Consider the following 25586-nt stretch of genomic DNA (forward strand, 5'->3'; position numbering starts at 1 on the left):
CCAGGTTGCCGGTGGTGGCGTTAACATAGATCTGTTCGCGACTGCGCCCCAGATTGGCCGATCCGTCGCTGCCTGTTGTTGTCAATGAACCGGTGGATAGACCTAAATTTTCACCCGTAATCACTGCGACCATGTGTTACTTCCCCTTCCGAATTGTATGTCTGTTATAACGGCATGTACAAATATTGAGCATTCTCCCAGATTTTATGGCTTTTATGCCTCGGGCCTGTGCTCAAACCGTTGAGTTATTCCCTTATCCGGGATTTTCGGAATTTGTTTAGCGAAAAATGAAAAAAAATTTAATTTTTTTCATTTGATCAATTATCAAACAATTCGTGTTTTCCAGGACAATAAACATATTGATTAAAAACCTTATGCCTATTTCGAATTGAAACTGATCGGTTAATCTGATTTTCAGCTAAATAGGAAATTACTCTTCATCTTATATACGCGACCGTAATAAGCGCCTGTTCCAATATTCTATCGCTTTGTATCAGGATTTATTTTCTTTGTTTAGTTGATAATATCAGCTGCTTTCCACCACAAAATTTGTTAGTCTTTTGCCGGCTTCATATGAATTCATGCTTAAATATAAGAGAAAAACCATGCCAGCAGGACAATCTGATTTAGTTAATCTCACCAAGAAATACACGGAAAATGAAATCAGCGAAAGCGAATTTGTTTATGAACGAGCCAAGCTCTTGTGGGCCTCGGTTAAAGGCATAAAAACTCAAGATTCCAAACAGTTAAACGGACATTTTCATCAAGCCCTCGCCAACGCGGAAAATAGCGCGGAATATTTCCTTCGGGATAAAGATTCGTCAGACAAAATACGCTACGCCATTTTTGCAAGCACCGGATTAGCACTTTTGTTTTTTATTTTGGGCATGGTTGTGGGGAAAAATTCGGTAGAAACACTTACCTCCAAACCAGCAATTAAAGAAAAGGCTATTGAGGGTACCACCGGTGTTGCTGCGATAAGCTCTCCGGCAACAGCGGTTTCAGAGCAGGTTCCTGTAATTAATATCGCTGAGCAATCTGAGCATTCCGCTAAAGCCAGCTCTATTCCTGCGACCCACAGCACTTTATCCGCGCTAGAAAATCCCGTTACTCCGAAAAATCTGTCAGCTAAACCGCTAACAAAAACGGCAGATACGGTTACGACGAAACCCGCTCTACCTCGCAAGGTTTCTAAAGTGACTAAAACGACTGCCACTGGCACAACTTCACCTAAACTGACCGCTTTACCCAAAATTAAGGCTGTCAAAGTTTTGCAACCAGCTGCCGCAACAACTGCACCACAATCCAAACCTGAACACCGTGCGGCAACAGTGGTTGTTCAAAATACGGAAAATCATGCTGCTCCGCAAAAAAACAGCACAAACGTCCCAGTTATTAAAGTGACCTCCCCGACTGTTGCAGAAAGCCAACAATTGATTTCTCGGTTTACTGCTGCGTACAACGCCGGGAACCTAGACGCTTTTTCAGCTTTCCTGAGTCCGAATGTCATCAGCAATGGAGAAATGGGGCGAAACAACATTTTGGCTGAGTACAAAACCTTATTCGAAACATCCGTGAAGCGACAAATGGTGATTGATAATCTCACTTGGACCCGGGAAGACTATAAATCCATAGCCAAAGGAAATCTCTCCGTCAGCATTCAACACAAGGCAGACGCGCCGGCAACGCTGTATCAAGGCCGTATTGAGTTCATGATCACAAAAGATTCGAACCTTATCAAGCAGTTTAACCACTATGTTGTGAATGAAAAAATGGTTGACCCCATAGTGATTGATGCGAAAACCAAGCCCGAAAATAATACTGCTGAACTACCAACTCCACAGGAACTTAACTCTTTGGTACAAAACTTTATCCAATCCTACGAAAACGGCAACATTCAAGGTTTGATTCAACTGTTCAGCGAAAACGCTCAAAGCGGCGACAGTAAAGGCCGCAATAATATTAGAAATGAATATTATCAGCTATTCCGTACTACATCTGACCGACAGATAAACATATACAATTTGAATTGGACCTTTAATAAAGCCGGCGCCATCGGCAATGCACAAATAGACCTTACCTTGCAGAAACAAGCGAAGGCACCCATTGAGGCCCTGCAAGGTGACATTCGATTGGTCGTGGAAAAATCCGCCGGAAAATCACGTATAGTAAAACTGGAGCATTCACTGAACTAACCTTACTCCAGTCAAATTGATATATTACTCGGTGGGCCAGAAGTTCCGAAATGTAACTGTCAATATTTCATTGACACGTCTAGAACCGCCAATACAAACGCCGGTTTCAATGCCTATCCTTCTTTTCCAGCCCTTGGATTTGTCTTAGTTTCTGCACATTCTTGGTAACGTATTTATTGGTGTAGTCAATAATGCTTTTGCCGCCACCCACATCGGTTTGCAGAATGTTCATGATACTTTCTTTGGCTTTTTCAGGATCGGTATCATTTTGCAACATACTTTGAGCGAAGCGGCCGGAAAAACTGTTGGGGTCTAACAATACGGCTTTGCGGGCCAGCGCTTTGGCCTCGTCACGGCGCCCTTCCAACACGGCGATAACGGCTAAACCTCCGTGATTCTCGCTAAAATTGTGATCCACCTCCATGGCACTGTTAAAACTTGCCTTGGCCCCCTCGATATCATCCATCATGAGTTGGCACCAAGCCAGCGCTTGCCAGCTACCCAAGTGCTGCGGCATGAATTTTACGGCTTTTTCCAGATCGCTGATTGCCTTGGGAATATCCATATTCATCATGTCAACCATACCCAACCCAGACCAGGCACGACCACTCTTGGGAGAGCGGTTCAAAGCTTTGCTAAAATGTTTTCCAGCTAAGTCGGTATCATATTCATCTAATGCCAAAGAACCCAAGGCGACTCTTGCTTCCAGATTGGCGTCATCTATACGAATCGATTGCTCCGCACACTCACGGGCTTGATCGTCGTGGCTTGCATCAACATTAAGCAATGCCAATATTCCCAATGCTTCGGCATCTTGCTTATGCTGTTGCGTGTACTCCTGCATCAAAGCAATACCCTCTTCCAATCCGCCCAAATGATGATAACATCGAGATAAAAGCTTTGGGCTTTGCGGTGCCATATCATCACCGGCATCGATGTTCAATAGCAGCTCTTTTGCATCTTCAAATTGGCGCGTCAGTGTTTTTGCAAAAGCCAAATTATATTTAACGGCACTGTTATCCACACCCATAGCATTGAGCTGCTCTAAAACTTCTATGGCCTCTTCCGCATCGCCTCTGGCAATAGCAATATTAGACAGGCGAAACATCAAGCCGGGTTCGGCTTGGAGGTTGACTGATTGCAGCACCTCCTTTGCGGCATCGAACTGGCCCAGTTGGTAATGTAAATCGCTGAGTTGTGCCACGATATTGACATTACCCGGATCCTGTTCGTGGTAAGCCTGGTATTTCTTCAATTGCTCGCGCAATTGTTTTTCTCGAAAATCGATCGTGACACCACTCATATCAATTAATTACCTTATATGCGTCTCCCGGCATTCCGGCAGCGGCGGTTCCTGCTTCCGTTGACGTGGCACCGGCATCTAAAGCCTGTAACAGCTCTTTGGCTTTTCCAAAGTACAAATTGTCCGCCGCAGCGGATTGCAGCAATATTCCCAGCGTTTGTCTGGCATCAGCCACGTTATTATTTTGCGCCAAGGCCAAGCCTTTGTAAAACAAAGTGGGGGGATGGGTGGGTTGCGAGTCCAGCAATTGTTCCCATATTTGTAAGGCTTGATCCTTGTCACCGCTGTCAAAATGAACCATACCATATTGGAATGTTTCCGTAACTGCGCCGGGTTGCAAATCCAAATACTGCTTCATGTAGGCTTTTGATTTTTCGAACAAACCTATTTGGGCATAGATTTTACCCAAAGTCCCCACGGCCTCCATATCCTCGCTATTCCGATTCAACACACACTTGATTTTGATGATCGCTTTTTCAATATCGCCCTTATCCATATCGATACGAGCAAGGGCGACCAATTCATCATCGTCCAGTTGCTTAAATGGATCCGTTGCTGCCACTTTTGCCATATCCGTTCTCCTCTGTAATCTTTTTCACTCTGTTATCTTTGTCACTCTTTATTCTTTGATACTCTCTGACACTCTTAATCTTTAACACGTCTAATTTTTAACAATGCACCGAAACACACTAATAACTCACATCCAGTTCCCGGTTGTATTTACTGCGAATAATATTGATAGCACTTGTATGAATCTGCGATATACGACTTTTGCTTAGATCCAATATCTCTGCAATATGCTCGAACAACAAATGGTTAAAATAGTGATACTTCACCACCATTCGTTCTACCGTGGGCAATTCATCCACAGTTGCCTTGATCTGTTGTTTTAACAAAACGTATTCGTTATTGTGGTAGATGGTTCCTTCAACCAATATGGGCTCCGGTTCCTTGAACCCCAAATCATCAATCATATGTACAACTGCCAAATTAATGGTGAGGTTGACGATATCCTCCAAGGTCCGTACCGGACCCATTTGCGACAAAATAGAGAGATTTCTTTGGCTTTTAAGCACTTTGCAATAGGCGCTGTGCTGTCGCTTCTCTGTTTGCCGCACCAACCCTGAATAAATCTCACCTTTTATACGGTAACTGGAATAAGTAGTGAAACTGGCATTTTGTTCCGGCTGGTACCGGTCTACCGCTTCAATCAATCCCAAAAGACCGTATTGGTAATAATCCATGTACTCCACATCATTACTGGTCCGATTAGCATAGACATGTGTCGCCAGTTTTCTTGCAAATGGCGTATACAAGGCAATCAATTTGTCTCTGGTTGCGACATCACGGTTTAGTGAAAAAGCCTCCCATAGGCGGGCTTCATCGTCAAACTGTTCCGTGTTTGCATCCAAGCCAGCCATTCAAGCAAAACTGCTCACCAAAGAGTTCACCACCAAACTCCAACCATCAATCAAAACAAACATCATGATTTTGATCGGCATGGAAATCATCATGGGCGGCACCATCAACATTCCCATGGACATCAAAATACTGGCCACCACAATATCTATGAGTAAAAAAGGTAAAAATATGATAAATCCTATTTCAAATGCCGTCTTCAGCTCACTGATCATGAATGCCGGCAATAACGTAAAGCTGCTAACATCATCCACACTGGCAGGTGCTTCTTGTTTTGACAATTCCAACATAAGGGCCAGGTCCTTTTCCCGAGTTTGTCGAATCATAAACTCGCGAATTGGCTGCATTCCCACTTGCAGTGCCTGATTGGAAGTGATTTGATTATTCAAATAGGGCTGGAATGCATTTTGATTCATTGACGAGAACACGGGGGCCATAGTAAAAACGGTTAAAAACAAGGCCAAACTAATGAGCACGGTATTGGGTGGCGTTTGCTGCATGCCAAAGGCATGGCGCAAAATGGATAAAACGATAATAATTCGGGTAAACGAGGTCATGACTATCAGTAAAGCCGGCACCAATGACAATACCGTTAAACCCACCAGCACTTTGATGGCAGTCGCTACATCCTGTTTATCGCCACTACTATCACCGATAGTGATGTCCACACCAGGCAATTGAATATCCGCTGCTGATGAGACATCTGCAAACAGGACACACACGATAAATACTATAAATAACAAACCCGGTTTCATAACATCTACAACTTAATTTATTAATATTGCGCCACCGCCTCGTGAGCGTTGGTCCTAAATCGAAACAATCCTCGTAGCTTTCTTGGGTCACACCCACGTGTTGCTAAAGCTCAGAGGATTCTCCCCCAGATTCCCTGTCAACAACTGTTAGCTGCTCTCCTGTTTGCGCCAACAAAAACTGCTTACCCTTAAATTCAATGTGAATAAGCGTACTTTTGGGCGTAATCCGTTTCACTTCTACAAGTCGGATGTTCTTACCATCAGCAGTACCGGCTTGCCCTAAACCAAAATAGTACTTTTTCAGAAAGTAAACCGCTGCCGCTCCCAACAAGACGGAAAAAAACAGACCAAACATTAACTTCACCAACAGGCCCGCCGTGATAACTCCTTCTTTTTTGAAGGGAACCGATTCGCTCTTGGGTACTATTGATGGAGCAGCCGCCCCAGCCGCTCTTGGTACAGACTTATCTACAGTATCTACTGCTTTAACTGAAGAAGAATCGGATGCTAGAGCACTAAACGATACTGCAATTGCACACACAAATACGAAGCAAAGAATGGAAAAAAGCGACCGTCTCACGTCACACCGTGTCCATTATCTCGGTAATTCGAATACCAAAATTGTCACCCACCGCAGCCAAGGCACCCCGGGCAACGACTTTTCCGTCCAAGACGATATCCAGAGGTGCTGATACATCGGTATTCAAGGCAATGGTCTGATTCTCTTTGAGATCCATCAGTTCGCCGACACTTAGCTCCGTGTCTCCCACAAACACCTCTAACTTAACTTTTACGTTTTTTATTAAGTCCAGGTGATTGTCTACGACCTTCTTTCCATTCAACTTTTCTTTTTTTAACTCAGCCAGCTCGATTGACTCAACGGCCATTGGTTTACCTCCCATTTTAATAAATGCTAATACTAATCAACTGATCCGCTAACTATTTTTAAAGCCTTTTTCCCTTCACTACTACCCAAAGAACCCACACACCCTGCGGCACCATCGCAGGAAATCAGGGCGACTGGTTGATCCAAAGTCTCCTGTAAGCGGATAACATCACCGACCTGAAGCGAAACCAAATCACCAAAGGTCACTTCAACCGTTCCCAACCGTGCCTTGCACTGTACTTTTAAATGTCGAATGGCGTTTTGCGAAGATTCCAGTGCTTTGGAATCGGACTTTGTTGTGGAAGTCGGTAGATAAATGTCAACCACACTCTTTGTTAACAATAAACGATACTCGCAGTGGTCGATATACACTGTGACACACACGCATCCAGAACCGGGAACATAAATATGCCCTGGAATGGCTTCCAAGGTTTTTATCTCAACGCTCGCGGTTTGGTCCATGGATAGAACATCCGCTCCTAAACCGGCAAAGGCTTTTAGCACAACGGCTCGGGCAAGACTGCCATCGTTTAAATCCAACTTGCAGTCGCCTCGTGCCTTAGCAAATATTTGCTCGCCCAGATGCTGTATATGTGATTCCGACACAATGAAGTACATGGATCCAATGCCGTTTTCCAGCAAATACACTTGCGCAGGTTCGTCACCTACTTGCGCCAAAGGCTCTTCGGCCAAATCCAGCCAGGTTTCACAACGTTCATGCCCCAACCAATTTTGAGCCCAACGACTTAATCGGCTTTCGAGCTGTCGGTGCAAGGAATGCAATTCCGACTGTTTAAATAGTTTAAAATCCCGTATGTGCATTATTTTCTATTCATCGTTTCAAGTAGTTGTTGTAGCATTTCGTTGGACACAGTGAGTATTTGCGAAGACGCCTGATAGCCACGTTGTACCACGATCAAATCGGTGAACTGTTGGGTCAATTCCACGTTTGAAAGTTCTATACTTTTACCGACGATATCACCCAAACCGTTATGCGCCGCTGCGGAAATAACCGGTTGTTCCGATTCCGCAACCATAAATAAGTTGTCGCCAATTTGGCGCAGCGAACCCAGATTATCCACGCGGGCTAATGCTAAACTGAGAAAGTCTTCTGTATTACCATTGGTATAGTTGAGCACCATGGAACCGTCGGCTTCAAACGTGACCTCTTTCAAGCCACCCACGTCATAACCATCCACCTTATCGACTTCTATATTCGTCGCATCTACCGCCCCGGATAGTGATCTCACACCGGAATAACTGCCTGGAGTCCCGAAGTTCAAAGTGATCTCATTACCCTCCAGGTTTTCCGGCTTGTACTCAAATGTAAACGTATTAAACCCTTCTGTTGGAGTCCCGTCACCGCTAAAATGTATTTCTCCTCTGGTGGCGATAACTTCATCCTTGTCGTCTTTTACTTCCACAATCCAGTTATTGGCTTCGTCATGAGTGAGGATAAGTTTTAACTTATGTTTATTCCCGGCCACATCGAATATCTCTATATCCGGAATTTCATGAGTTTCCGTCGCCGTAGACAACACATTTTTAAAACTGATGTTGGATGTTGCTTTGGGAGGACTGGTTCTCAGGGCGTTAATATCGATTTGCCTCAATTTTCCATTCTCATCCAAGCCCATGACGATTTGGTTTTCATCGCCGCGCGCTACCAATATTCCATCATCATTAAACTCAAATTGACCGCCTCGGGTATAGAATATTTCATCGCCTTTTCGGATGACGAAAAACCCATTGCCATCGATAGCAACATCGGTCGCCACATCGGTAGAACGAATATCCCCCTGTGACAAACGCAATTTGGTCACCGACGCATCCACACCACCGCCCATATTTGCACCCAGTGAATAGCCGTCCGCTCCACTGTTGAGCTGATATCGATAAAAGATGTCCTGGAATATCAGATCATTGCCTTTGTAGCCGGGTGTATTTAGATTGGACACGTTATCACTGATAACATCCAAGCCTTTTGAGAAAGCCGTTAAACCGGACAAACCAGAGTAGATAGCATTAAACATTTCACTTCTCCCTATGGGGTGACGGTATCCGCCGCGGTGGATTGTTCACCTGGCGATACTAATGAAATTTGTGCCAATGACACGTTTTGGTCGTAAACTCCATTGAAATTGACGGTTAACAACGGCTTTCCTTGTTGAAAGCGTACGGCGATGACATCACCCACCTCGCCACCATTTTCTGTTTCCACCTGAACTGTTTTCCCAATCAAGCCAATGGACTGCTCGGCCGCCTGCATGGTCAATAAAGCGGTCAGGTTTTCGTTGGACTCCCGAGTTTGTTCCAAACTGGAAAATTGCGCCAATTGGGCAATAAACTCCTGATTGTCCAGCGGCTTTAAAGGATCCTGATAAGTTAGCTGGGTTAGCAGAATCTTAAATAAATCCTCTTGCCCGATTCCTGCATTTTGTACCTGTTGTTGCGGGCTGGTCAGGTTTGTACCAATACTTTCCACTGCCATATGTCACCTCGCCTAGTAATATTCAAACAATTCTGATTGGGATGGATTCTTCTGTGCTTTTTGCGCAACTGACTCCATACTGGCATCTGCAAAAACGACTTCACTGTTTAACGTAAATAGCGCCAGCTTCACGCCACTTTTATTCAATAAGGACACGAGTTGTTGTACCAACCTCATCCCCTGACCTCGATCCAAACTACTATCTCTAAGCCACAGTCTTACTGAGCCATCTGGGGCGCTAACCATATGCATGCCCTGCTTCGTTAGCGGCCTGAATTCCGTCGGCTTGCCTTGGAATCCGCTTTGGCTTTTTTCTGCTCTAACTGCTGAGCTATCCGGTTTGTGGTTTACCAAACTGGAACTCGTCCCATTTATGATGCCTCGTGCCCCTGATTTCCTTGCAGGGGTGAACCCCGCAACCGGTTTTTGGTTCGCCTCTGTGTCATGCGAAGCAACAAGCCCAGTATTGGTCCGAGATGCACTTTGAGCTTCAGGTAACACAGGATTTGTTTGTCCCTTCGGTTTCCGGCTGCTGCTTATCTCGCCCGGTTCAGTTCGAGTCTTTTCTGTAGTATGACTAGAACCCGTATTTTCTTTTAGTTCATTCTCCTGCTTTAAATACATACTCTCCCATTCCTGAGACAGGCGAGTGCTGTAAGCCGTGCTGTTTTGTTTGGCCGTAACGTGTTCCTGAACCATTGAGTGCACTTTACTTGACATGGCTTCCCCTTTTCAGCAACCACAATTCATCCAGCGATTTGATTTGTTTTAAACGCTCTTCTTTGTCCGATCTGGCCTGCAGTCGTTGCTGGGCTTTATCAAAAAGCTCAACGTCTACTTTTTTTTGCACTAGCACGCTTACCAATTCCTGCGTCAATCTTTTGTGATGCAAATATTCCTGTTGTTGCGTCTCCAAACAGGATTCCTGTGACTGCAAATATTGGCGCGTTCGCTGCAGGTCCAACACATTAAACAGCTTTCCAGGACCGGTGCTGTCGCGCATATTGGTTTCCAGTTCCTTAATCAAGCCCTGGGTTTGCTCCAATTTTTGCGTCGAATTCTCCAGCAATTTGTAAGCACGCTGCACTTCTTCTCGCGCAGCCTCCATGCGCACCTCTCCGATGCGCTTCAGAAGGTCTAAATTTTCTTTTTTCCTTGAATCCCCCATGCTCCAGCACCAACACCTTATACCGCAGCATCTCTAAGAACGCGGTTTAACTCAGACACTGACTCTTTTCTCGAATAGTTTTTCTCTTTGGTTTGGCACAAAAATTTGTTTATATTCGGCATGTGCTTAATGGCCTTATCCAACAATGGGTTAGCACCCGATTTGTATGCTCCCAGCTCTACCATATCTTTTGACTTCTCGTACGCACTCAGTAATTTGAGCAATTTCTCCACATCCTTGAGCTCTTCTGACTGCAACAACCTGGACTGTAAACGACTCTTGCTTTGTAAAATATCGATCGAAGGGAAATGCTGTTGGTGCACAAGATCCCGTGACAAAACAATGTGTCCATCCAGTATGGCGCGCACACTGTCTGCCACTGGATCATTGAGGTCATCTCCCTCGACCAGAACTGTGTACAAAGCGGTAATGCTACCGCCAGAAGAATGAGTACCTCCCCGCTCCAATAGTTTCGGTAGGGCCGCAAACACCGAGGGAGTATATCCGCGAGCCGTGGGCGGTTCGCCAATGGCCAAACCGATTTCCCTTTGCGCCATGGCAAAGCGGGTAATTGAGTCCATGCTGAATACAACATTCAAGCCCTGGTCCCGAAAATATTCAGCAATAGCCGTGGCCGTGAGTGCGGCATGTGTACGCACAAGTGCCGGTTGGTCCGACGTAGCCACAATGACAACTGTTCGTTGCATTGCTTCCACATCCATAATCTCTTCAACAAATTCTCTTACTTCCCGGCCGCGTTCGCCTATCAGAGCAATAACGTTTACATCGGCCTTAGCGTTTTTGGCAATCATGCCAAGTAAGGTACTTTTCCCCACGCCACTGCCGGCAAATATTCCCAGCCGCTGCCCCAAACCCAGCGTTAACAAGGTATCTACGGCGCGAACCCCGGTTTCCAGTACTTCGTTGATGACAGGACGTTCCATTGGATTGCACGCATCATTATACAGGGGGTATTCCCTATCAGGCTCAATGGTGGATTTACCGTCGAGCGGATTCCCAAATGCATCCAATATGCGCCCAAGCAACTGCGGACCTACCGGCACCTGAATACGTCGACCTTTTGCTACCACTTCACTGCCCATGCGGATACCGCGCAACTCGCCATAGGGCATAAGCAACACTTTCCCGTCTTTTAAACCTACCACTTCTGCAGGAACCGGCTGTTGATTGGCAGAAAGAATTTCACAATATTCTCCGAGGAACACATCGGGACCGGATGATTCCACTATCAAGCCATAGAATTGAGTTACTTTGCCAATTCGGCGCACCAATTCCGTGCTATGTAAAGCTTTAACATAGCTATTCATCGACGCGTGTCCTAGATTTCGCTGCCACCAAGGCAGACAGCATGGTATTCAGCTGAGTTTCTACTCGCCCATCAACAACGCCCCTGTGTGTCTCGATGATGCAACCGCCGACTTGTACATTTTTGTCTGCGATAAAACGATGCTCTAACTCCCCTGCCGTTCCGTCCAACTCGATGGAGTCACTTAACAAAGAATAATCCTGAGGAGACACGCGGATTTTAATAGGGTTTTCTGTTTGCACTTGCGCAACAGTGTGTCGTACGACCGCAACAATACCTTGCTTCGTCTCCAAGACTTGGCCGAACACCTTAAGCAAGGCAGCAACGATCACCTCGACAAACTGATCTTCATTGTCAGATAATTCTGCTCCAGCTTTTTTCTCCAGCTCTTGAATCAAGTCGTTTATGGAATCCTGTTTAGATTTCCACTCCGTCGTGACGCTATCACGACCTTGTTCAACACCTGCTTGAAACCCTTCTTCCCGAGCACTTTCACGCTCATCGGACAAGGATTGTTTTAGTTGTTCCAGTTCCTGCGTAACCGCATCCAATTGTTGCTTTAACTGCTCCAGCTCTTCATTATCACTGGCATGCTGTTCATTTCTATTAATATCCAGTATATCCGTGACTTGATAGTTCTTTAAATCTCTTTTACGGTCGGATACATTTTTGTTGACCTGAGATACCTCCGTATAGTCCAGCGGATTTTTCGAGACAGCGGCTTTCTCGGGCACTGACAACACCCGCCCTTGGCTACTGACTCTTGGTGAACGTATAATCGAAGTCATCTTAGTATCCGTTATGCTCTAACTTTTTGCTATTACCAATATCACCTGCTGGCCACACCGCTATGCAACTCTATCTGATTGGCGCAATTTTGTGCCTATACTGCTATCAAAAGAGTATTGCTGTAATTTCTCAGCGAACGCTGTCACCAGCGCTTGCTTCACGACATCTGAAAAACCATTACCTGCATTTCTGCACAATGAGTTTATTGCGTTTCTTTTTTTACTGGAAAGGATTCCCATATATTGCTCACTCCAGGCCCACCGTTTCACTGACAATATATTAGCAACCATCCAATCCGGTTCGCTAAGCAATATCTTTTTCAATTGTGCCATGGACGCTGAATCTATAGTCGAAATCGTATGTTGATACTGATTCATAGATTCCTGTGAAGCGCCGCCCTCATCCGGACCCATAACGTCAGCACCTGCAAGTGGCCCCTGCCCCAACAGCGCCCCATTAGCCGGGATACCCAGTTGGCCGAGTTCTTTTAGCATTTTAGTCAGCAGGACACGTTGATCGCGTCGCAGATTTTTCAACAACCACTTACGATCGCTTTTATTCATGCAATGCAAGTACAAGGCGACTTGTTTTAATCCTTCACCCATTTTTCACCTCTACCTCAGTCTCTTTGCTCGTAGTTGCAATGTGCGTTATCCCCCTTACCATTGCCTTACCTCACTCACTGTCGCTTTATCGTCTCCGTCCAACCACACACGGATTTGTGCTAGCGCATTCTCACGCTCAACAATACTGAGTTGATAGCGCTTACGACTTCGAACCCACAGAAACAAACCAATGGCTGCTACCACCAATATCGCTGAAAGAGCCAAAAACACATTGCGATACTGCAACAACTCGGCACCAATAAACGCCAGCTCTTCCCGCTTCGGATCAGTGTTAGATTCGACGGGGTTTGCCAAACCCTTCGCAACCTGGAGTTGTTCCTGGTGCAATTTCGCAATCCGCTGTTTAGCCGATTGCAACTGACTAGATGGCAAGGCCATACCTTCTGCCACTGTCACATCGGAACTTTCCACAATGGCTTGCTGTTCCGCAACTGCCGGCGGCTTCACCATAGCCACTGCATGAACCACGATATCATCCCCGCGGGCATCACTGTATCCGGCCGCCATGGCAACCAGTTCTTTGATTTTGTTGACCCGTTCTCTTGGTGTATTCTCCGGAACAATAACGCCAATACTTAACCTGTCTATGCTTCCTGGGGCCATTTGTACTTGATCGATAACTTTACCGACCCGGTATTCCACTTCTTTACTGGTATTGCTTTTCTTTCCATTGTTACTGATTTCTTTTTTGCGTACGACGCCACCGTTATCCGATATAACGGTCTCGCTGGTCGTATTCACTTTGTTGAAATTTATAGTGGCATCGATGCTAACCATGGCTTGATTCGGGCCAAAAGTTTTTTCCAGAATCTTTAGCGCCTTGCTTTCCAAATAGGTTTCAATATCTTTACGTTTTTGCAAACGATCGCCTACAGACACAATATTCTCCAGACTTTCCGAGACTTCAATTCGACGGCTTAAGGTCTTTCCATCTTGATCTGTAACTACTACATTTGAAGCCAGCAGACCGGGCACTGAAGAAGCCACCAGTTTCTGAATACCGTCTATTCTGGCTACACTTAATGTCTTTCCGTCCTTCAAAAACAAGATGACTGACGCCCGAGCGGTTTCTTCTTTTTTCTTAAACAAGCCACTCTCTCGCATCACCAACAACACCTTGGCATATTTCACTTCGTTCAGAGAAGAAATCGTTCTTGACAGCTCGCCTTGCAAAGCACGTTGGTAGTTAATCTTCTGCACGTATTCCGTCATACCGAAGTCTGATTCGTCGAACAGCTCAAATCCCACTCCGCTTTTGATTTTAGCATCAGATGCCATGAGACTCAGGCGAACTTGATGAACTTTGGAATCCGGTACCAGGATCGTACTGCCGCCGTCCTGAATCTTGTATTCAACTTTCATCTTGTCCAATTCTTCCACCGCGGCCGCAGCATCTAAACTTTCCAGATCTTTAAATAACACCGTATAGCTGCTACTAAACACCCATACCAAAGCCACCAGTGTAAGGATTACAATGACACTGCCCCCGGCAATGAGCAGCGCTTTGTTGTTTGAGTTTTGCATAGACATTTCCAAATCGGATGACATTTCTTAATACCCCCTAAACCTGCATCCGCATGATTTCCTGATAGGATTCCAGAAGCTTGTTACGGACCTCTAAAGCTAACTGAAACGACAATTTGGCTTTTTCCAACGTTAGCATGACATCGTGCAAATTGTTGTTTTCACCTGCTGCCAGCGCTTCCAGTTTGGTATCCGCCACTTTGATCTGTTGATCTACCGTACCAATTTGGGATTCGACCCAACGCGCAAAGTCAGCGCCGCTATTTTGCGTGCTTGGTGACAAGGACAACTCATTGCTTATTGCAGAAACTTCATTGATTTCCAAAGCCACAACTATTTCCTCCCAATTTCCAGTGCCTGTAACGCCATTGATTTAGCGGCATTAAACGCCTTCACATTGGCCTCATAGGATCGAGTCGCCTCAATCATGGTCAGCATTTCTGATACCGGGTTGATATTGGGATAAGCCACGAATCCATCTGCATTGGCATCCGGATGCCCTGGCTCATACACTAACTTTGGCGCAACTTCCATTTCTTTTATATCCAGCACTTGCACGCCAGCTGGTACATTCGTTTGTGAAAATTGGTTCATATATAAATCAAAACTGTTAACCTTTGGTCCTGACAACACCTTCAAAGGCTTAAACGGGGTACCGTTAACGGTTTTGGTGCTCTTTGAGTTGGCAAGATTTAGCGCAACCGTATCCAAACGAGTTTTTTCCACCATCATGCCGGACGCACTGATTTCAAATGCAGCTAAATAATCCACCCTATACCCCCTTTTGGCTTACTGCCATCTTCATAATTGCGCCCCGTTTTTCCAGCCCCAATAACAGCGCACGGTATTTAAGTACATTTTCGGATAAATCGGCCATTTGCTGATCCAATTCAACCTTTTCACCGCTAGCCATTACTGTGGTATCGCCTGACGTCACTCGATTAACCAACTGTTGCAATTGTTCTTTGTTCAAAGCGCCCAACTCCTCCATGTAACCCATGGATACAGATTGTAAATATTCTTCAAAACCGACTTTACTGGGCGTGAATCCCGGGGTATTGGCGTTGGCAATATTGTTCGAAATCACTTTATGTCGATAAGAGGCCACATCCAATGCCGCTTTCACCAACTGTGACGTATATCCACCCAAGTCATCTATCATTGTTTTCTCCGATACATCATGTCTTCTTGTTCACTATTGGATTATCAATTCGGCGTGTAGTCCACCTGCCCGTTTTACCGATTGCAATATGGTAATAATGTCTCTACTGGTCGCTTTTACCCTATTTAGTGCCGAGACCAGATCAGTAACTGTTGCATGCCCCGGCAAAGACACCGACATTTGTTGGTTTTCTTTCACATCGATTGAGGTATGCGGAATAACCTGAGTCTTCACACCCTCTCCCGTCTTGCTTAACATGACATTGGGCTGAGAAACTTCATATCCCGTTTTAATAGTCAGTTTTAAGTCACCATGAGTAATACTTACTTTTGAAACTTTTACATCACCGCCGGCTACCACCGTACCGGTTCTTTCATTGATGACGACCTTGGCGTGCACATCGGGTTGGACGTAAATGTTTTCCATTCCAGTCACAAAATCAACAATGCTGCCACGCTTGTCGTCCGGAACATCCACATCAATGCGTCCTGCGTCTTTAGCGATGGCTATTTCTGCTTTAAATTGCGCATTTATGGATTTTGCGATTCGATTGGCGGTCGTGAAATCCGGATCGTTTAAGGCGTAGGTAATTTTGTTATTTTCATCAACCAGCTGCGTGTTTACGGATCTCTCCACAACCGCCCCTCCAGGGATGTAAGCAGTTGTAGGATGATTCTTCTGGACCAAATTTCCATTCAAATCGTAACTGTAGCCACCAACTGAAACTGGCCCTTGCGCTAGACTGTAAATCTTGCCATCCACACCTTCTAAGTGAGTACGTAATAATGTACCGCCCAGCAAGCTTTTCGCATCTCCCAAAGACGCCACGTTGACATCTAATTTATCCCCGGAGCGGGCAAATGGTGGTAGCGTGGCTGTGAGCATGACAGCCGCCACATTACGACTGCGGATTTGATTGGCATCCACCCTGATACCAAAGCTTTTTAAAACATTGCTCAATGATTGCAAAGTCGCTGCACTTCTTCTGGAGTCTCCTGTACCGGCCAAACCGGTTACAATTCCATAACCCACCAAGGAGTTTTCCCGAACTCCAACGATTCGACACAATTCTTTAATTCTCACGCCATCACTTCTAACAGCCGCTGTGGTCTGCAATGGGAGCAATGTTAGAATCAGCAATACGAGCAAGCAATACTTCGTGCTCCATACCCTTCCAAATATCACTTGAATTTTCATATTAAAACAACCAATTGATTAATTTGGTAATTACCCCTGGCTTGGACTTGTCTATAAGCAAACCTTCTCCTTCCAAGGCGATCCGCGCATCCGCGAGACGAGAAGACAACACCGTATTATCAGGAGATATGTCTTCCGGGCGCACGCGACCCGACACTTTTATTTGTTGTGATTCTTCATTGAGCACAATGGACTGCTCACCGCTAACGATCATATCGCCGTTTTGTAAAACTCTTCTAACGGTTACGGATACGCTGGCGATTAATTTTCCAGTGTGACTACTGGTTCCACCCCCGTCGAATCCATTGGAAAGCCCTAATGAGCCACCGATTTCGTTGGTACCATCAGATGCCGCCAGACCAACGTCCGTTGACTTACCCGCATCAGTACCCGTGCTGGTGGAGGCTGTAGTAGATTCGTAAATCATCACCGTAACGATGTCACCTTTCTTTTTGCCTTTGCTATCGGCAACCAAGGATTTGTAATTTTCATCCTTGTACAAACTATCACCCAAAACAGTTTCTATTGACGACAATGCTACCAACACTCCTAAGCAAGCAGAGAAAAGCACCTGTTTTGATACACCACTAAATTTCACAATCGACTCTCCCCATCGGCAGAAACCGCATTTTTCCCAATGACCCTGACACTGTATTTCAAACCGTCTTCCTTTTTCACTTTGATTCGATCACCGGAAAATCCCTCCTCCAAAGCGATGGCTTTGGTGTTAAGCAACACATTACCGACCTGGGCAACCACGTCCACTCTCGAACCGGAGACAACGTCCGGAACAACAGAAAAATGTGTTTTTCGTACAACCGCACCCTCACTAACACCACGGCTCAGTCTTTGCTTCACCATAGCCGAATCATCGGTAACGACATCACTTAACAAAGCTATGTTTTTTTTCATCTTACGCGTTTTTACGCTACTGAGTAACTCACCTTTCTCATAGGAACTTGCGTATACCAATACCTCTCTCATTAGAGTCACAGAAAACCATACCGGTATAGTGCGGTAATGCTCCCCATTCACAGAGATATCCACCCATACCGCCATTCTATGGTACAAACGTTTACCCTTACCTGCAGCTACTTTTGCGTTAATCGACACTTCTCCTTTCGGTAAATCAATATCACCATAAGCATCGCTTTGTAGAGAAATCTTCACGTCCGACCCATAGTCGTCCAGATACCGTCTCAGGCATTGTTCCGCCGCAGTTACATATGCCGTTTTCTCATATGTCTTCCCCATACGCCCCACGACCACTTGTGAGGCACCCAGCCATCGCAATTGAGCGACTGATCCCGGAAATTGTTTCTCCACAATAGCTGCTATATGTAATGCATTCATATGGCGAAACGCTCCAACCCTGGGAGCCGCCCCCAGTTCCACCTGCGCTAATTCACCGGCCATTGGTGAATCCGCAGGCTCAAAATCCGCAATGTCTCCCAAATAAACACGGTGCTCGCTTAACCACTGCCGTTCTTTCAAAAGCACCTGTTGACGGCCCTCAGTTTCCACAACAGTTGCCAATGGTGCGGACATCCACACCATTGCCATTAAAACCATCATGCCACGGACCAGTGAAGTCATTTTGTAGCTATCGCCTCAAATTATTCACAATACCCAGCATTTCATCTGATGCCTGAATGACTTTGGAGTTTATTTCATAGGCTCTTTGAGCCAGGATCATGTTAGTTAGCTCTTCCACCAACTTTACGTTGGACGCCTCTACATACCCCTGCCGTAACAGTCCCGCACCGCTTTCACCAGGTTTGTAATACATCGGCTCACCCGACTGTTCGGTGGGCAGGTACAGGTTCTCGCCCAACGCTTTCAATCCGGTATCGTTAACAAATTGGCCCAATTCGATTTGTCCCAAATCCACCAACCGTTCCTGACCCGGCATCTTAACTTTTACTTCACCATTGGGTTCGATCAACAATGACTCCATATCCGAGGGCAGTTGAATCATAGGATTGACCAGATAACCATTGGTACTCACCAAAAAACCCTCTTCATTCACCGAAAAAGAACCTCCGCGGGTATAGGCATAGCTGGAATCAGGCAGTACCACCTCGTAAAATCCTTTCCCGTCTATAGCGATGTCTAATAATTTTTCGGTTTTTTTCATTTCGCCAACGCTAAAATCTTTACTCGTTGAACTAACGGCGGTTCCTAAACCCACTCCATTAGAAGACGCTAATGCCTCCAGGGAGTTAAACGCCGGATTAAGTTGTCGATACATTAGATCCTGAAAATCCACCCGACTCTTTTTAAATCCTGCCGTGTTCACATTGGCAAGATTGTTCGATATCACATCGATTTGTGTTTGCTGCGCCTGCATGCCAGTCGCTGCCACATACAATGAATCCGACATATGCTTCTCCCCTTATAAAAAGTACGCTATAGAGCAGTACTAGAATTCGCCCAATGTTCTAATTGCGGTATCCAACACACTGTCGTAGCCGCTAATGACTTTTTGTGATGCTTCGAAATGTCGCATCGTTTCAATTAATTCAACCATCTCGCGCATGGAAGACACGTTGGAATTTTCCAGATAGCCTTGTTTAATCCGATAGGATTCCGGCTTTCCGGCAGTCAATCCAGCCGATGCTTTATACAATCCGGCGCCAATACTTTGTAGCGAACGACTATTTTTTACATCCACTACTTTTAGCTGTGCCACCAGACTCTTGCCTTCCCAAACATTTCCTTCCTGATCTATCCGAGGCGAGCCAGTGGTCAAACGAATATCACCACCCTGGCCTTGCACTGGGAAACCACTTAACGTAACCAAGCGGCCTTTGGCGTCTTTAGAAAAACTCCCTTTGCGCGTAAATGCCAACCCTGCATCGGTCATTACTTCAAACATTCCGTCACCGGCAATAGCCAAATGCAGGGGTTGGCCGGTGTTTTTCACGGATCCATCGCTAAAATCAGTCAGGTTCTCCACATTGGCAATAAACCGTTGTTTATGTGCTTTCGCAGCCCTTTCCGAATAAGATTCGTTCAATTGTTGCGTGTTAAGCATTGTTGCTTCAAAGGAATTCTGTACTGCGATTCCCTTTTTAAATCCTTCTGTGTTCACGTTAGCCAGGTTATTACTAATGGTATTGAGGCGCTGCATGTCATTTTGCATGCTGATTTCCATAATCTGAATTAAATCGCTCATATTGTTCTCACCCGTTTCCTGTATTTCTGTTTAAAGATTTACCATTCCAAAAGCCCGCAATCGCACCGTATTTGGTATCTCAGTCATTGATACCACCGACAATTGAGGCATAACCCGCACTGTGAAACTCCATATGTATCGACGCAGTTCCGGTGAGCACAACAATACGGGCAAGTGGTTTTCCTTCATCATACTCTCCACCTGTGCTGACAATTTCTGTAACAGCTGTTGCGCCATATTGGGTTCAATGACAATTTCCGCGTTAGATACACCTTGTTTTACACCGGCGGCCAAGGAACTTTCCACCTTTGGGTCCAGGGTCAACACATGTAATTCGCCATTCTCATCCGCGAGACTCTGACAGATGGCAGTTGCTAATTTTTGTCGCACCAACTCTGTCAAAACGCCAATATCTTTAGTCTCTTTACCCTTATCCACCAACACTTCCACAATGGCAATAATGTTTCTTATAGAGACCTTTTCACTTAGCAAGTTTTGTAATACTTTTTGTATGTCTGTCACCGCTAATACATTCGGCACTAACTCTTCAATCAAGCCGGGGTCGCTTTCCCGTACCCGGGCCAACATACGCTCGGTTTCCGCTCGACTTAATAAATTCGCCGATTGTTGCTTAAAAATCTCACTCAGATGCGTCATTAGCACGGTGCTTGGATCAACAATGGTATAACCTGTTGTACTGGCCGATTTTCTCGCATCCTCTTGTATCCACACGGCGGGTAGCTGATAGGTGGGGTCCTTGGTTGCCACACCTTCCAGTTTTTTCGTGGCATCGCCTGGGTTAATTGCCAGAATCCTGTCCTGATAAATCTCACCCTCTCCGGCTTTTACGCCATGCACACTGATTTCGTAGCTGTTTGGCGCAAGTTTTTTGTTATCTTTTACTCTCAACCTGGGTACGACAAACCCCACATCCAAAGCGTATTGCTTTCTGAACGCCGCCACTCGATCCATAAAATTACCGGTAGCCGAATCCACCATCGATATCAGATTCTGCCCGACTTGCATTTCTATAGGCTCAACTGCCATTTGGGAATAAATATCGTCCGTATCTTTATCACTTGAGTCTGGTTCCAACTCTTCGCTCGACTGTGTTTGCCTGGCCCTATAGGAGTAATAAGTCAATAACAACATTATCGTTAATACAATCAATACCGGCACTACAGGTATACCCGGCAACAGCAAAAACACCGTTAAACCGATGGACACAAGCAGCAGCGTTTTTGGAAAAGCGATTACCTGGCGACTGATTTCCCGACTTAACATTCCGTCAGATCCCGCCCTGGTGACGATGATCCCAGTACCAGTGGAAATTACTAACGCGGGTATTTGTGTAACGATACCGTCACCGATAGTCAGCAAAGTGTAAGTATGTAAAGCCTCACCCCACGCCATACCTTTCTGCGCAATCCCAATTGCCAAACCACCAATAATGTCAATTAGAACAATTACTATACCGGCAATGGCATCGCCTTTAACAAACTTACTGGCACCATCCATCGCCCCATAGAAACTTCCCTCTTTCTCTATGTTTCGCCTGCGTTGTTTCGCTTCTTTGTCGTCAATTAAGCCGGCACTTAAATCCGCATCTATGCTCATTTGTTTGCCTGGCATACTATCTAGCGTGAAACGAGCCGCCACCTCTGCAACGCGCTGCGCCCCATTGGTGACAACGATATACTGAACTACTATTAAGACCAGAAACACAATCAGGCCAATAATGTAGTTTCCGGAAACCATGTGCGAGCCAACAGTATCTATAACCTGACCCGCATCGGTATCACTCAATATCAATCGTGTTGCTGAGATATTTAACGCCAGTCGGAATAAGGTGGCTATCAACAACAAAGACGGAAACGTAGAAAAATCCAATGGTTTGTCGACATAGAAGGTCAGCAACAATATCACCAGCGCAAAACTGAAGTTACATATCAGAAAAAAATCCAACAGGGCAGGTGGAATAGGCGTAAACAAAATCGCAAGAATACCGACAATAGAAAAAGCAAGAATTAGATCGGAATGCTTACCCAGCGAAGCTCTGAAGTAGCTTAACACATCTCCCACAATCACACTCCGTCTCTTTTCTTGCGCATGGCATACACCCAAACCAGTATTTTCGCTACTTGAGCAAAGCTTTCTTCCGGCACGTATTCGTCGATATTAGTCGTCTTAAATAGCAATCTCGCCAAAGGCTTATTTTCCACCACCGGTATTTGATTCTTGTTTGCCAACAGCTTTATTTTTTCTGCGACTTCACCAGCACCTTTGGCGATAACAGACGGAGACCGCATTTTATTTCTATCATATTGCACTGCAACGGCTAAATGAGTTGGGTTGGTTATAATGACATCCGCATCGGGAACCCGACTAATGGCGCCCACTCTTTTCGCCGCTTCTTTCTGCAACTCTCTTTGCTTGGCTCGCACTTGAGGGTCACCCTCGCGGCGTTTGATTTCATCACGCAATTCGCGCCGACTCATCATCATTCTTTTAGAAAAATCCCATTTGGTATACACCAAATCTATAATCATAATGATGCACAACACCACCAACAGCTGAAATACCAAATGAGTACCATCATGCAATAACGCCTTGCCAAACAGATGGGAGTCGACATTTTGCATTCGTAATAGAGACATTATTGTGTCTTGCAAAAAGAGATATATTACTGTTGAAATTAGTGCCAATTTCACCGTATTTTTAAACGCCTCAAACAACATTTTCTTGGAAAACACCCGCTTAAATCCTTTAACGGGATTCAGCCTCTGAAAATCTGGTTTGACCGGATGAAAAGAGAAAACCGGGCCGGTTTGCATAAAATTGGCGGCTACCGCAGCTACAAACATCACTAGCAGCAAGGGCCAGAATATATCCACCATGGCCCGGACCACATTTCCCAGAAAAGTATTAATGTGTACCGCATCCCAAACCACATTGTGAGCCCCGGCCAATAGCCTGCCGGTCAATCCTGCCTCTGCAACAATGAAGTGGTTTCCAAACATATAGACCAGCATCAACATCGATGTGAGAATCACAATGGAGTTGAATTCCAGGCTTTTTGCCACCTGCCCCATACGTTTTGCTTCCCGTAGCTTATACGGTGTCGCCTTTTCTGTTTTGTCCAGATCCTGCTGATGTTCTGCCATACCCTATCCCAACACCTGTTCCCAATAGCGGAACAATCCGGAAAACAAACTTTCTATGGTTGCCGACATATACTTAATAGACAGCGCAAGCACTAACAAACCCACGGCTATTTTAAGCGGCAATCCCACTATAAAAATATTCACTTGAGGCATAGTTCTGGCAGCCACCGCCATACCAATATCCAATAGCAGTAGCGTCAGAACCGCCGGTGAGACAATTGCCAAGCCGTAAACAAAGACCACTCCAAACTGACTAACCACAACGGCCATATTCAACTCAGTTAGAGAAACACCAACAGGCAAACGCTCGAATGAGTAAACCAATCCGCGCAACACATAGTGATGCGCATCCAGTGCAAAAAACACGATGACTGCCATTATCGTTAGCGCCGTACCCAACAAAGCGTTTTGCGCACGAGTCAATGGATCGATCAAACCAGCTACTCCAAAACCCATTTGAAAGTCCAGGATTCGACCCCCAAACATAAATACGGCAAACACAGCGAAAATACCAAACGCCAGCACCATACCGACGAACAGTTCTGATAACGCCGCCGAAAACAATTGACCAAATGACTCGGGCACTTCATAAGTACCAATAGCATCACCAACCCCACCGTAAACCATCGCAGCCAACCCAAGCACCAACAAAACTTTTATTTTTACTGGCAACTGTGTTAGTGACAACAGAGGAGACAATATAAATACGGCCCCGATTCTGATGGACATCAGGATTAGCGTTATAACTGAGTTTGCGTTAACAGTTATATCCATATTAGTTATAGATACTGTGGTATGTTTCCTATTAATGTTTTGGAAAAGTTCAGCAGAACACTCAACATCCATGGTCCAAAAACTACCAACACAACACCTACTGTGATTAGTTTGGGTATAAACGTAAGTGACATTTCCTGGATTTGAGTAACAACTTGTATAAGACTAACCAGCACACCCACCAACATACTTAAGCCAAGTACCGGCGCACAGATAAGCAAAGCAGCCCATAAGGTCTCGGACGTTAACGCTAAAACAAAATCACCCGTCATACAAATTGGCTAATTAATAACCACCCCTCCCGACATTATATTTATCCTTATGTTGTAGTCCGACCTTACTCCTACCTACGTAAGCAATAACACTAGACTGGACTACAAATCTTTATTTATATTTTTGTCTACTTATAACTGAGCCCTACAGTGTAATTGTTAACTATATAGGGCTACTGTTCCGTGCGCAGACTATACAGCATGAAACAATACCCTGGCTATGTAAATTATTCCTTTTCTGAATTTGTTATAAAAACTCTATCTCTTAAGTGAAGACGGCTACATAGCACGAATTATATAAACGTCTAAGCTAAGTACGTTTACTAACCCTGATTGCATGACGTATACTCTGTGCCCTGGAATATGCCTCACGGGAGACGAACTTGGAAAAGTTAGACGAAGAAGAATTGCTACACTTAGCACTGGGAAGCACCAAGAACAACAATACCGAAGAGGCTATTACATTTCTAAAGAGAGCTTTGGCACTAAACCCTAATAATGCTAACGTAATGTACCTTCAAGGCGCGTTACATGCAGAAATTGGTATGTTTGACCGTGCCATCAGTGAAATTGAACAAGCCGTTACGATAAACCCGGAATTGTATCCCGCGCATTTTCAGCTTGGGCTCCTGTATTTAACACGAGGAGACGCCGCTATTGCAGAAGCCAAATGGGAAGCGTTGAACCCATTAGGGGAAGAAACCGATCTGTTCTTATTTAAAACGGGAATGCTACACCTAAGTCGAGATGAGTTTGAACAATGCATTCAGTGCTTGGAGCTAGGCATTGCTCGCAATACCAGTAACCCCGCATTGAATAGCGATATGGAAAAAGTGCTCCGTAGAGCAAAAGCAGCATTAGGCTTAAATGACTCTGAAACTTCAGGCAATGAGAACCCATCCGACGGTAGCCAATCAAAAGAAACCAAATCTATTGGCAGTCGCTTACTGCGGTCGGCTTATAAAGATCAGGAAGAGGATGACAAGAACAGCCATTAAAGTAGAACTAAAGTAGAGACAAAATAGCGCCAACACGTATTAGTCATGGATCCGATTAATAACATTACACAGATAATTAGGACTATCCGGAAACAGGCTGACAAAACACGCGCTAGTACTACTAAATCAGATAGTGCAAATACGGTAAAACCACCTTCTACTCGACGTCAAAAATCGATTGAAGAACTACAAACAATAATTACAAAGAAAGTTAAGTCCGTTGGCAATCGCGAGAAAATTACAGACGACCTATTAATCGGAGCCTTCGTTAGGGCAGTACTTAGTTGGGAATTCGGAGAAGAGCTAATGGAAAGCCCTAGATTCAACAGCATTGTCGACGCAGTTAAACAAGAATTGA

The 25586-nt window shown here is 45.1% G+C and carries 29 protein-coding genes; 2 read left to right on the forward strand and 27 right to left on the reverse strand.

Features of this window, described 5'->3' with window-relative positions:
• Positions 1-605: 605 nt before the first annotated feature.
• The gene (locus tag OEY58_10975) at positions 606-2195 is read left to right on the forward strand and encodes a hypothetical protein (GenBank protein ID MDH5325974.1); all 1590 of its coding nucleotides are present in this window, start codon (positions 606-608) and stop codon (positions 2193-2195) included.
• Positions 2196-2301: 106 nt separating this feature from the next.
• Here OEY58_10975 and OEY58_10980 read toward each other — a convergent pair whose 3' ends face one another.
• The 27 genes from OEY58_10980 to fliQ all read right to left on the reverse strand — a co-directional run bounded on the left by OEY58_10980 (position 2302) and on the right by fliQ (position 24230).
• The gene (locus OEY58_10980) at positions 2302-3498 is read right to left on the reverse strand and encodes a tetratricopeptide repeat protein (protein MDH5325975.1); all 1197 of its coding nucleotides are present in this window, start codon (positions 3496-3498) and stop codon (positions 2302-2304) included.
• A gap of 1 nt (position 3499) precedes the next feature.
• On the reverse strand, positions 3500-4069 hold the full coding sequence (locus OEY58_10985; protein ID MDH5325976.1) for a tetratricopeptide repeat protein: 570 nt from the start codon (positions 4067-4069) through the stop codon (positions 3500-3502).
• Between the two features lie 118 nt (positions 4070-4187).
• Complete coding sequence (locus OEY58_10990; GenBank protein ID MDH5325977.1) at positions 4188-4919, reverse strand: sigma-70 family RNA polymerase sigma factor; 732 nt, start codon at positions 4917-4919, stop codon at positions 4188-4190.
• Positions 4920-5672 carry a flagellar type III secretion system pore protein FliP gene (gene fliP, locus OEY58_10995; GenBank protein MDH5325978.1) on the reverse strand — a complete coding sequence of 251 codons (753 nt, stop codon included), beginning with the start codon at positions 5670-5672 and terminating at the stop codon, positions 4920-4922.
• 103 nt (positions 5673-5775) lie between these two features.
• On the reverse strand, positions 5776-6252 hold the full coding sequence (locus OEY58_11000; GenBank protein MDH5325979.1) for a flagellar biosynthetic protein FliO: 477 nt from the start codon (positions 6250-6252) through the stop codon (positions 5776-5778).
• Position 6253: 1 nt separating this feature from the next.
• Positions 6254-6559, reverse strand: a complete 306-nt coding sequence (locus tag OEY58_11005; protein ID MDH5325980.1) for a FliM/FliN family flagellar motor switch protein — start codon at positions 6557-6559, stop codon at positions 6254-6256.
• Between the two features lie 32 nt (positions 6560-6591).
• On the reverse strand, positions 6592-7332 hold the full coding sequence (locus tag OEY58_11010) for a FliM/FliN family flagellar motor C-terminal domain-containing protein (GenBank protein ID MDH5325981.1): 741 nt from the start codon (positions 7330-7332) through the stop codon (positions 6592-6594).
• A gap of 47 nt (positions 7333-7379) precedes the next feature.
• Positions 7380-8591, reverse strand: a complete 1212-nt coding sequence (gene flgF / locus OEY58_11015) for a flagellar basal-body rod protein FlgF (GenBank protein MDH5325982.1) — start codon at positions 8589-8591, stop codon at positions 7380-7382.
• An 11-nt stretch (positions 8592-8602) separates the two neighbouring features.
• On the reverse strand, positions 8603-9049 hold the full coding sequence (locus OEY58_11020) for a flagellar hook capping protein (GenBank protein ID MDH5325983.1): 447 nt from the start codon (positions 9047-9049) through the stop codon (positions 8603-8605).
• Positions 9050-9061: 12 nt separating this feature from the next.
• Positions 9062-9769: a hypothetical protein gene (locus tag OEY58_11025; GenBank protein MDH5325984.1), complete on the reverse strand. Its 708-nt coding sequence runs from the start codon at positions 9767-9769 to the stop codon at positions 9062-9064.
• Positions 9759-10217, reverse strand: a complete 459-nt coding sequence (locus tag OEY58_11030; protein MDH5325985.1) for a hypothetical protein — start codon at positions 10215-10217, stop codon at positions 9759-9761. The genes OEY58_11025 and OEY58_11030 overlap by 11 nt, the downstream gene beginning before the upstream one ends.
• A gap of 17 nt (positions 10218-10234) precedes the next feature.
• Positions 10235-11545: a FliI/YscN family ATPase gene (locus OEY58_11035; protein MDH5325986.1), complete on the reverse strand. Its 1311-nt coding sequence runs from the start codon at positions 11543-11545 to the stop codon at positions 10235-10237.
• Positions 11538-12332, reverse strand: a complete 795-nt coding sequence (locus tag OEY58_11040) for a FliH/SctL family protein (GenBank protein ID MDH5325987.1) — start codon at positions 12330-12332, stop codon at positions 11538-11540. Before OEY58_11040 ends, OEY58_11035 begins: the two co-directional genes overlap by 8 nt.
• Positions 12333-12392: 60 nt before the next feature.
• A complete protein-coding gene (locus OEY58_11045) occupies positions 12393-12938 on the reverse strand; it encodes a hypothetical protein (GenBank protein MDH5325988.1) in 546 nt (181 codons plus the stop codon).
• 54 nt (positions 12939-12992) lie between these two features.
• Positions 12993-14483: a flagellar basal-body MS-ring/collar protein FliF gene (gene fliF, locus OEY58_11050; protein ID MDH5325989.1), complete on the reverse strand. Its 1491-nt coding sequence runs from the start codon at positions 14481-14483 to the stop codon at positions 12993-12995.
• A gap of 37 nt (positions 14484-14520) precedes the next feature.
• The gene (fliE, locus tag OEY58_11055; GenBank protein MDH5325990.1) at positions 14521-14814 is read right to left on the reverse strand and encodes a flagellar hook-basal body complex protein FliE; all 294 of its coding nucleotides are present in this window, start codon (positions 14812-14814) and stop codon (positions 14521-14523) included.
• Positions 14815-14816: 2 nt separating this feature from the next.
• A complete protein-coding gene (gene flgC, locus OEY58_11060) occupies positions 14817-15254 on the reverse strand; it encodes a flagellar basal body rod protein FlgC (GenBank protein ID MDH5325991.1) in 438 nt (145 codons plus the stop codon).
• Between the two features lies 1 nt (position 15255).
• Positions 15256-15645, reverse strand: coding sequence for a flagellar basal body rod protein FlgB (flgB, locus tag OEY58_11065; protein MDH5325992.1), 390 nt, complete (start codon positions 15643-15645; stop codon positions 15256-15258).
• 33 nt (positions 15646-15678) lie between these two features.
• Positions 15679-16728 (reverse strand): flagellar basal body P-ring protein FlgI, encoded by a 1050-nt coding sequence (locus tag OEY58_11070; GenBank protein MDH5325993.1) that lies wholly within the window; start codon positions 16726-16728, stop codon positions 15679-15681.
• Positions 16729-16843: 115 nt separating this feature from the next.
• Positions 16844-17377 (reverse strand): flagellar basal body L-ring protein FlgH, encoded by a 534-nt coding sequence (locus tag OEY58_11075; protein ID MDH5325994.1) that lies wholly within the window; start codon positions 17375-17377, stop codon positions 16844-16846.
• Positions 17378-17436: 59 nt separating this feature from the next.
• Positions 17437-18438 carry a flagellar basal body P-ring formation chaperone FlgA gene (flgA, locus tag OEY58_11080; protein MDH5325995.1) on the reverse strand — a complete coding sequence of 334 codons (1002 nt, stop codon included), beginning with the start codon at positions 18436-18438 and terminating at the stop codon, positions 17437-17439.
• 7 nt (positions 18439-18445) lie between these two features.
• Positions 18446-19225, reverse strand: coding sequence for a flagellar basal-body rod protein FlgG (gene flgG, locus OEY58_11085; protein MDH5325996.1), 780 nt, complete (start codon positions 19223-19225; stop codon positions 18446-18448).
• 39 nt (positions 19226-19264) lie between these two features.
• Entirely contained in the window at positions 19265-20020 is a 756-nt protein-coding gene (locus OEY58_11090) for a flagellar hook-basal body protein (GenBank protein MDH5325997.1), read from the reverse strand.
• Positions 20021-20050: 30 nt separating this feature from the next.
• Positions 20051-22093, reverse strand: coding sequence for a flagellar biosynthesis protein FlhA (gene flhA / locus OEY58_11095; GenBank protein ID MDH5325998.1), 2043 nt, complete (start codon positions 22091-22093; stop codon positions 20051-20053).
• A gap of 11 nt (positions 22094-22104) precedes the next feature.
• Positions 22105-23184, reverse strand: a complete 1080-nt coding sequence (gene flhB / locus OEY58_11100; protein ID MDH5325999.1) for a flagellar biosynthesis protein FlhB — start codon at positions 23182-23184, stop codon at positions 22105-22107.
• Between the two features lie 3 nt (positions 23185-23187).
• Positions 23188-23958, reverse strand: a complete 771-nt coding sequence (fliR, locus tag OEY58_11105) for a flagellar biosynthetic protein FliR (protein ID MDH5326000.1) — start codon at positions 23956-23958, stop codon at positions 23188-23190.
• A 5-nt stretch (positions 23959-23963) separates the two neighbouring features.
• Entirely contained in the window at positions 23964-24230 is a 267-nt protein-coding gene (gene fliQ / locus OEY58_11110) for a flagellar biosynthesis protein FliQ (protein ID MDH5326001.1), read from the reverse strand.
• 383 nt (positions 24231-24613) lie between these two features.
• Here fliQ and OEY58_11115 point away from each other — a divergent pair, with 383 nt between their 5' ends.
• Complete coding sequence (locus OEY58_11115) at positions 24614-25228, forward strand: tetratricopeptide repeat protein (GenBank protein ID MDH5326002.1); 615 nt, start codon at positions 24614-24616, stop codon at positions 25226-25228.
• The last annotated feature ends 358 nt before the right edge of the window (positions 25229-25586 follow it).

The sequence above is a fragment of the Gammaproteobacteria bacterium genome, from assembly GCA_029882975.1.
Taxonomy (GTDB): domain Bacteria; phylum Pseudomonadota; class Gammaproteobacteria; order SZUA-152; family SZUA-152; genus JAJDNG01.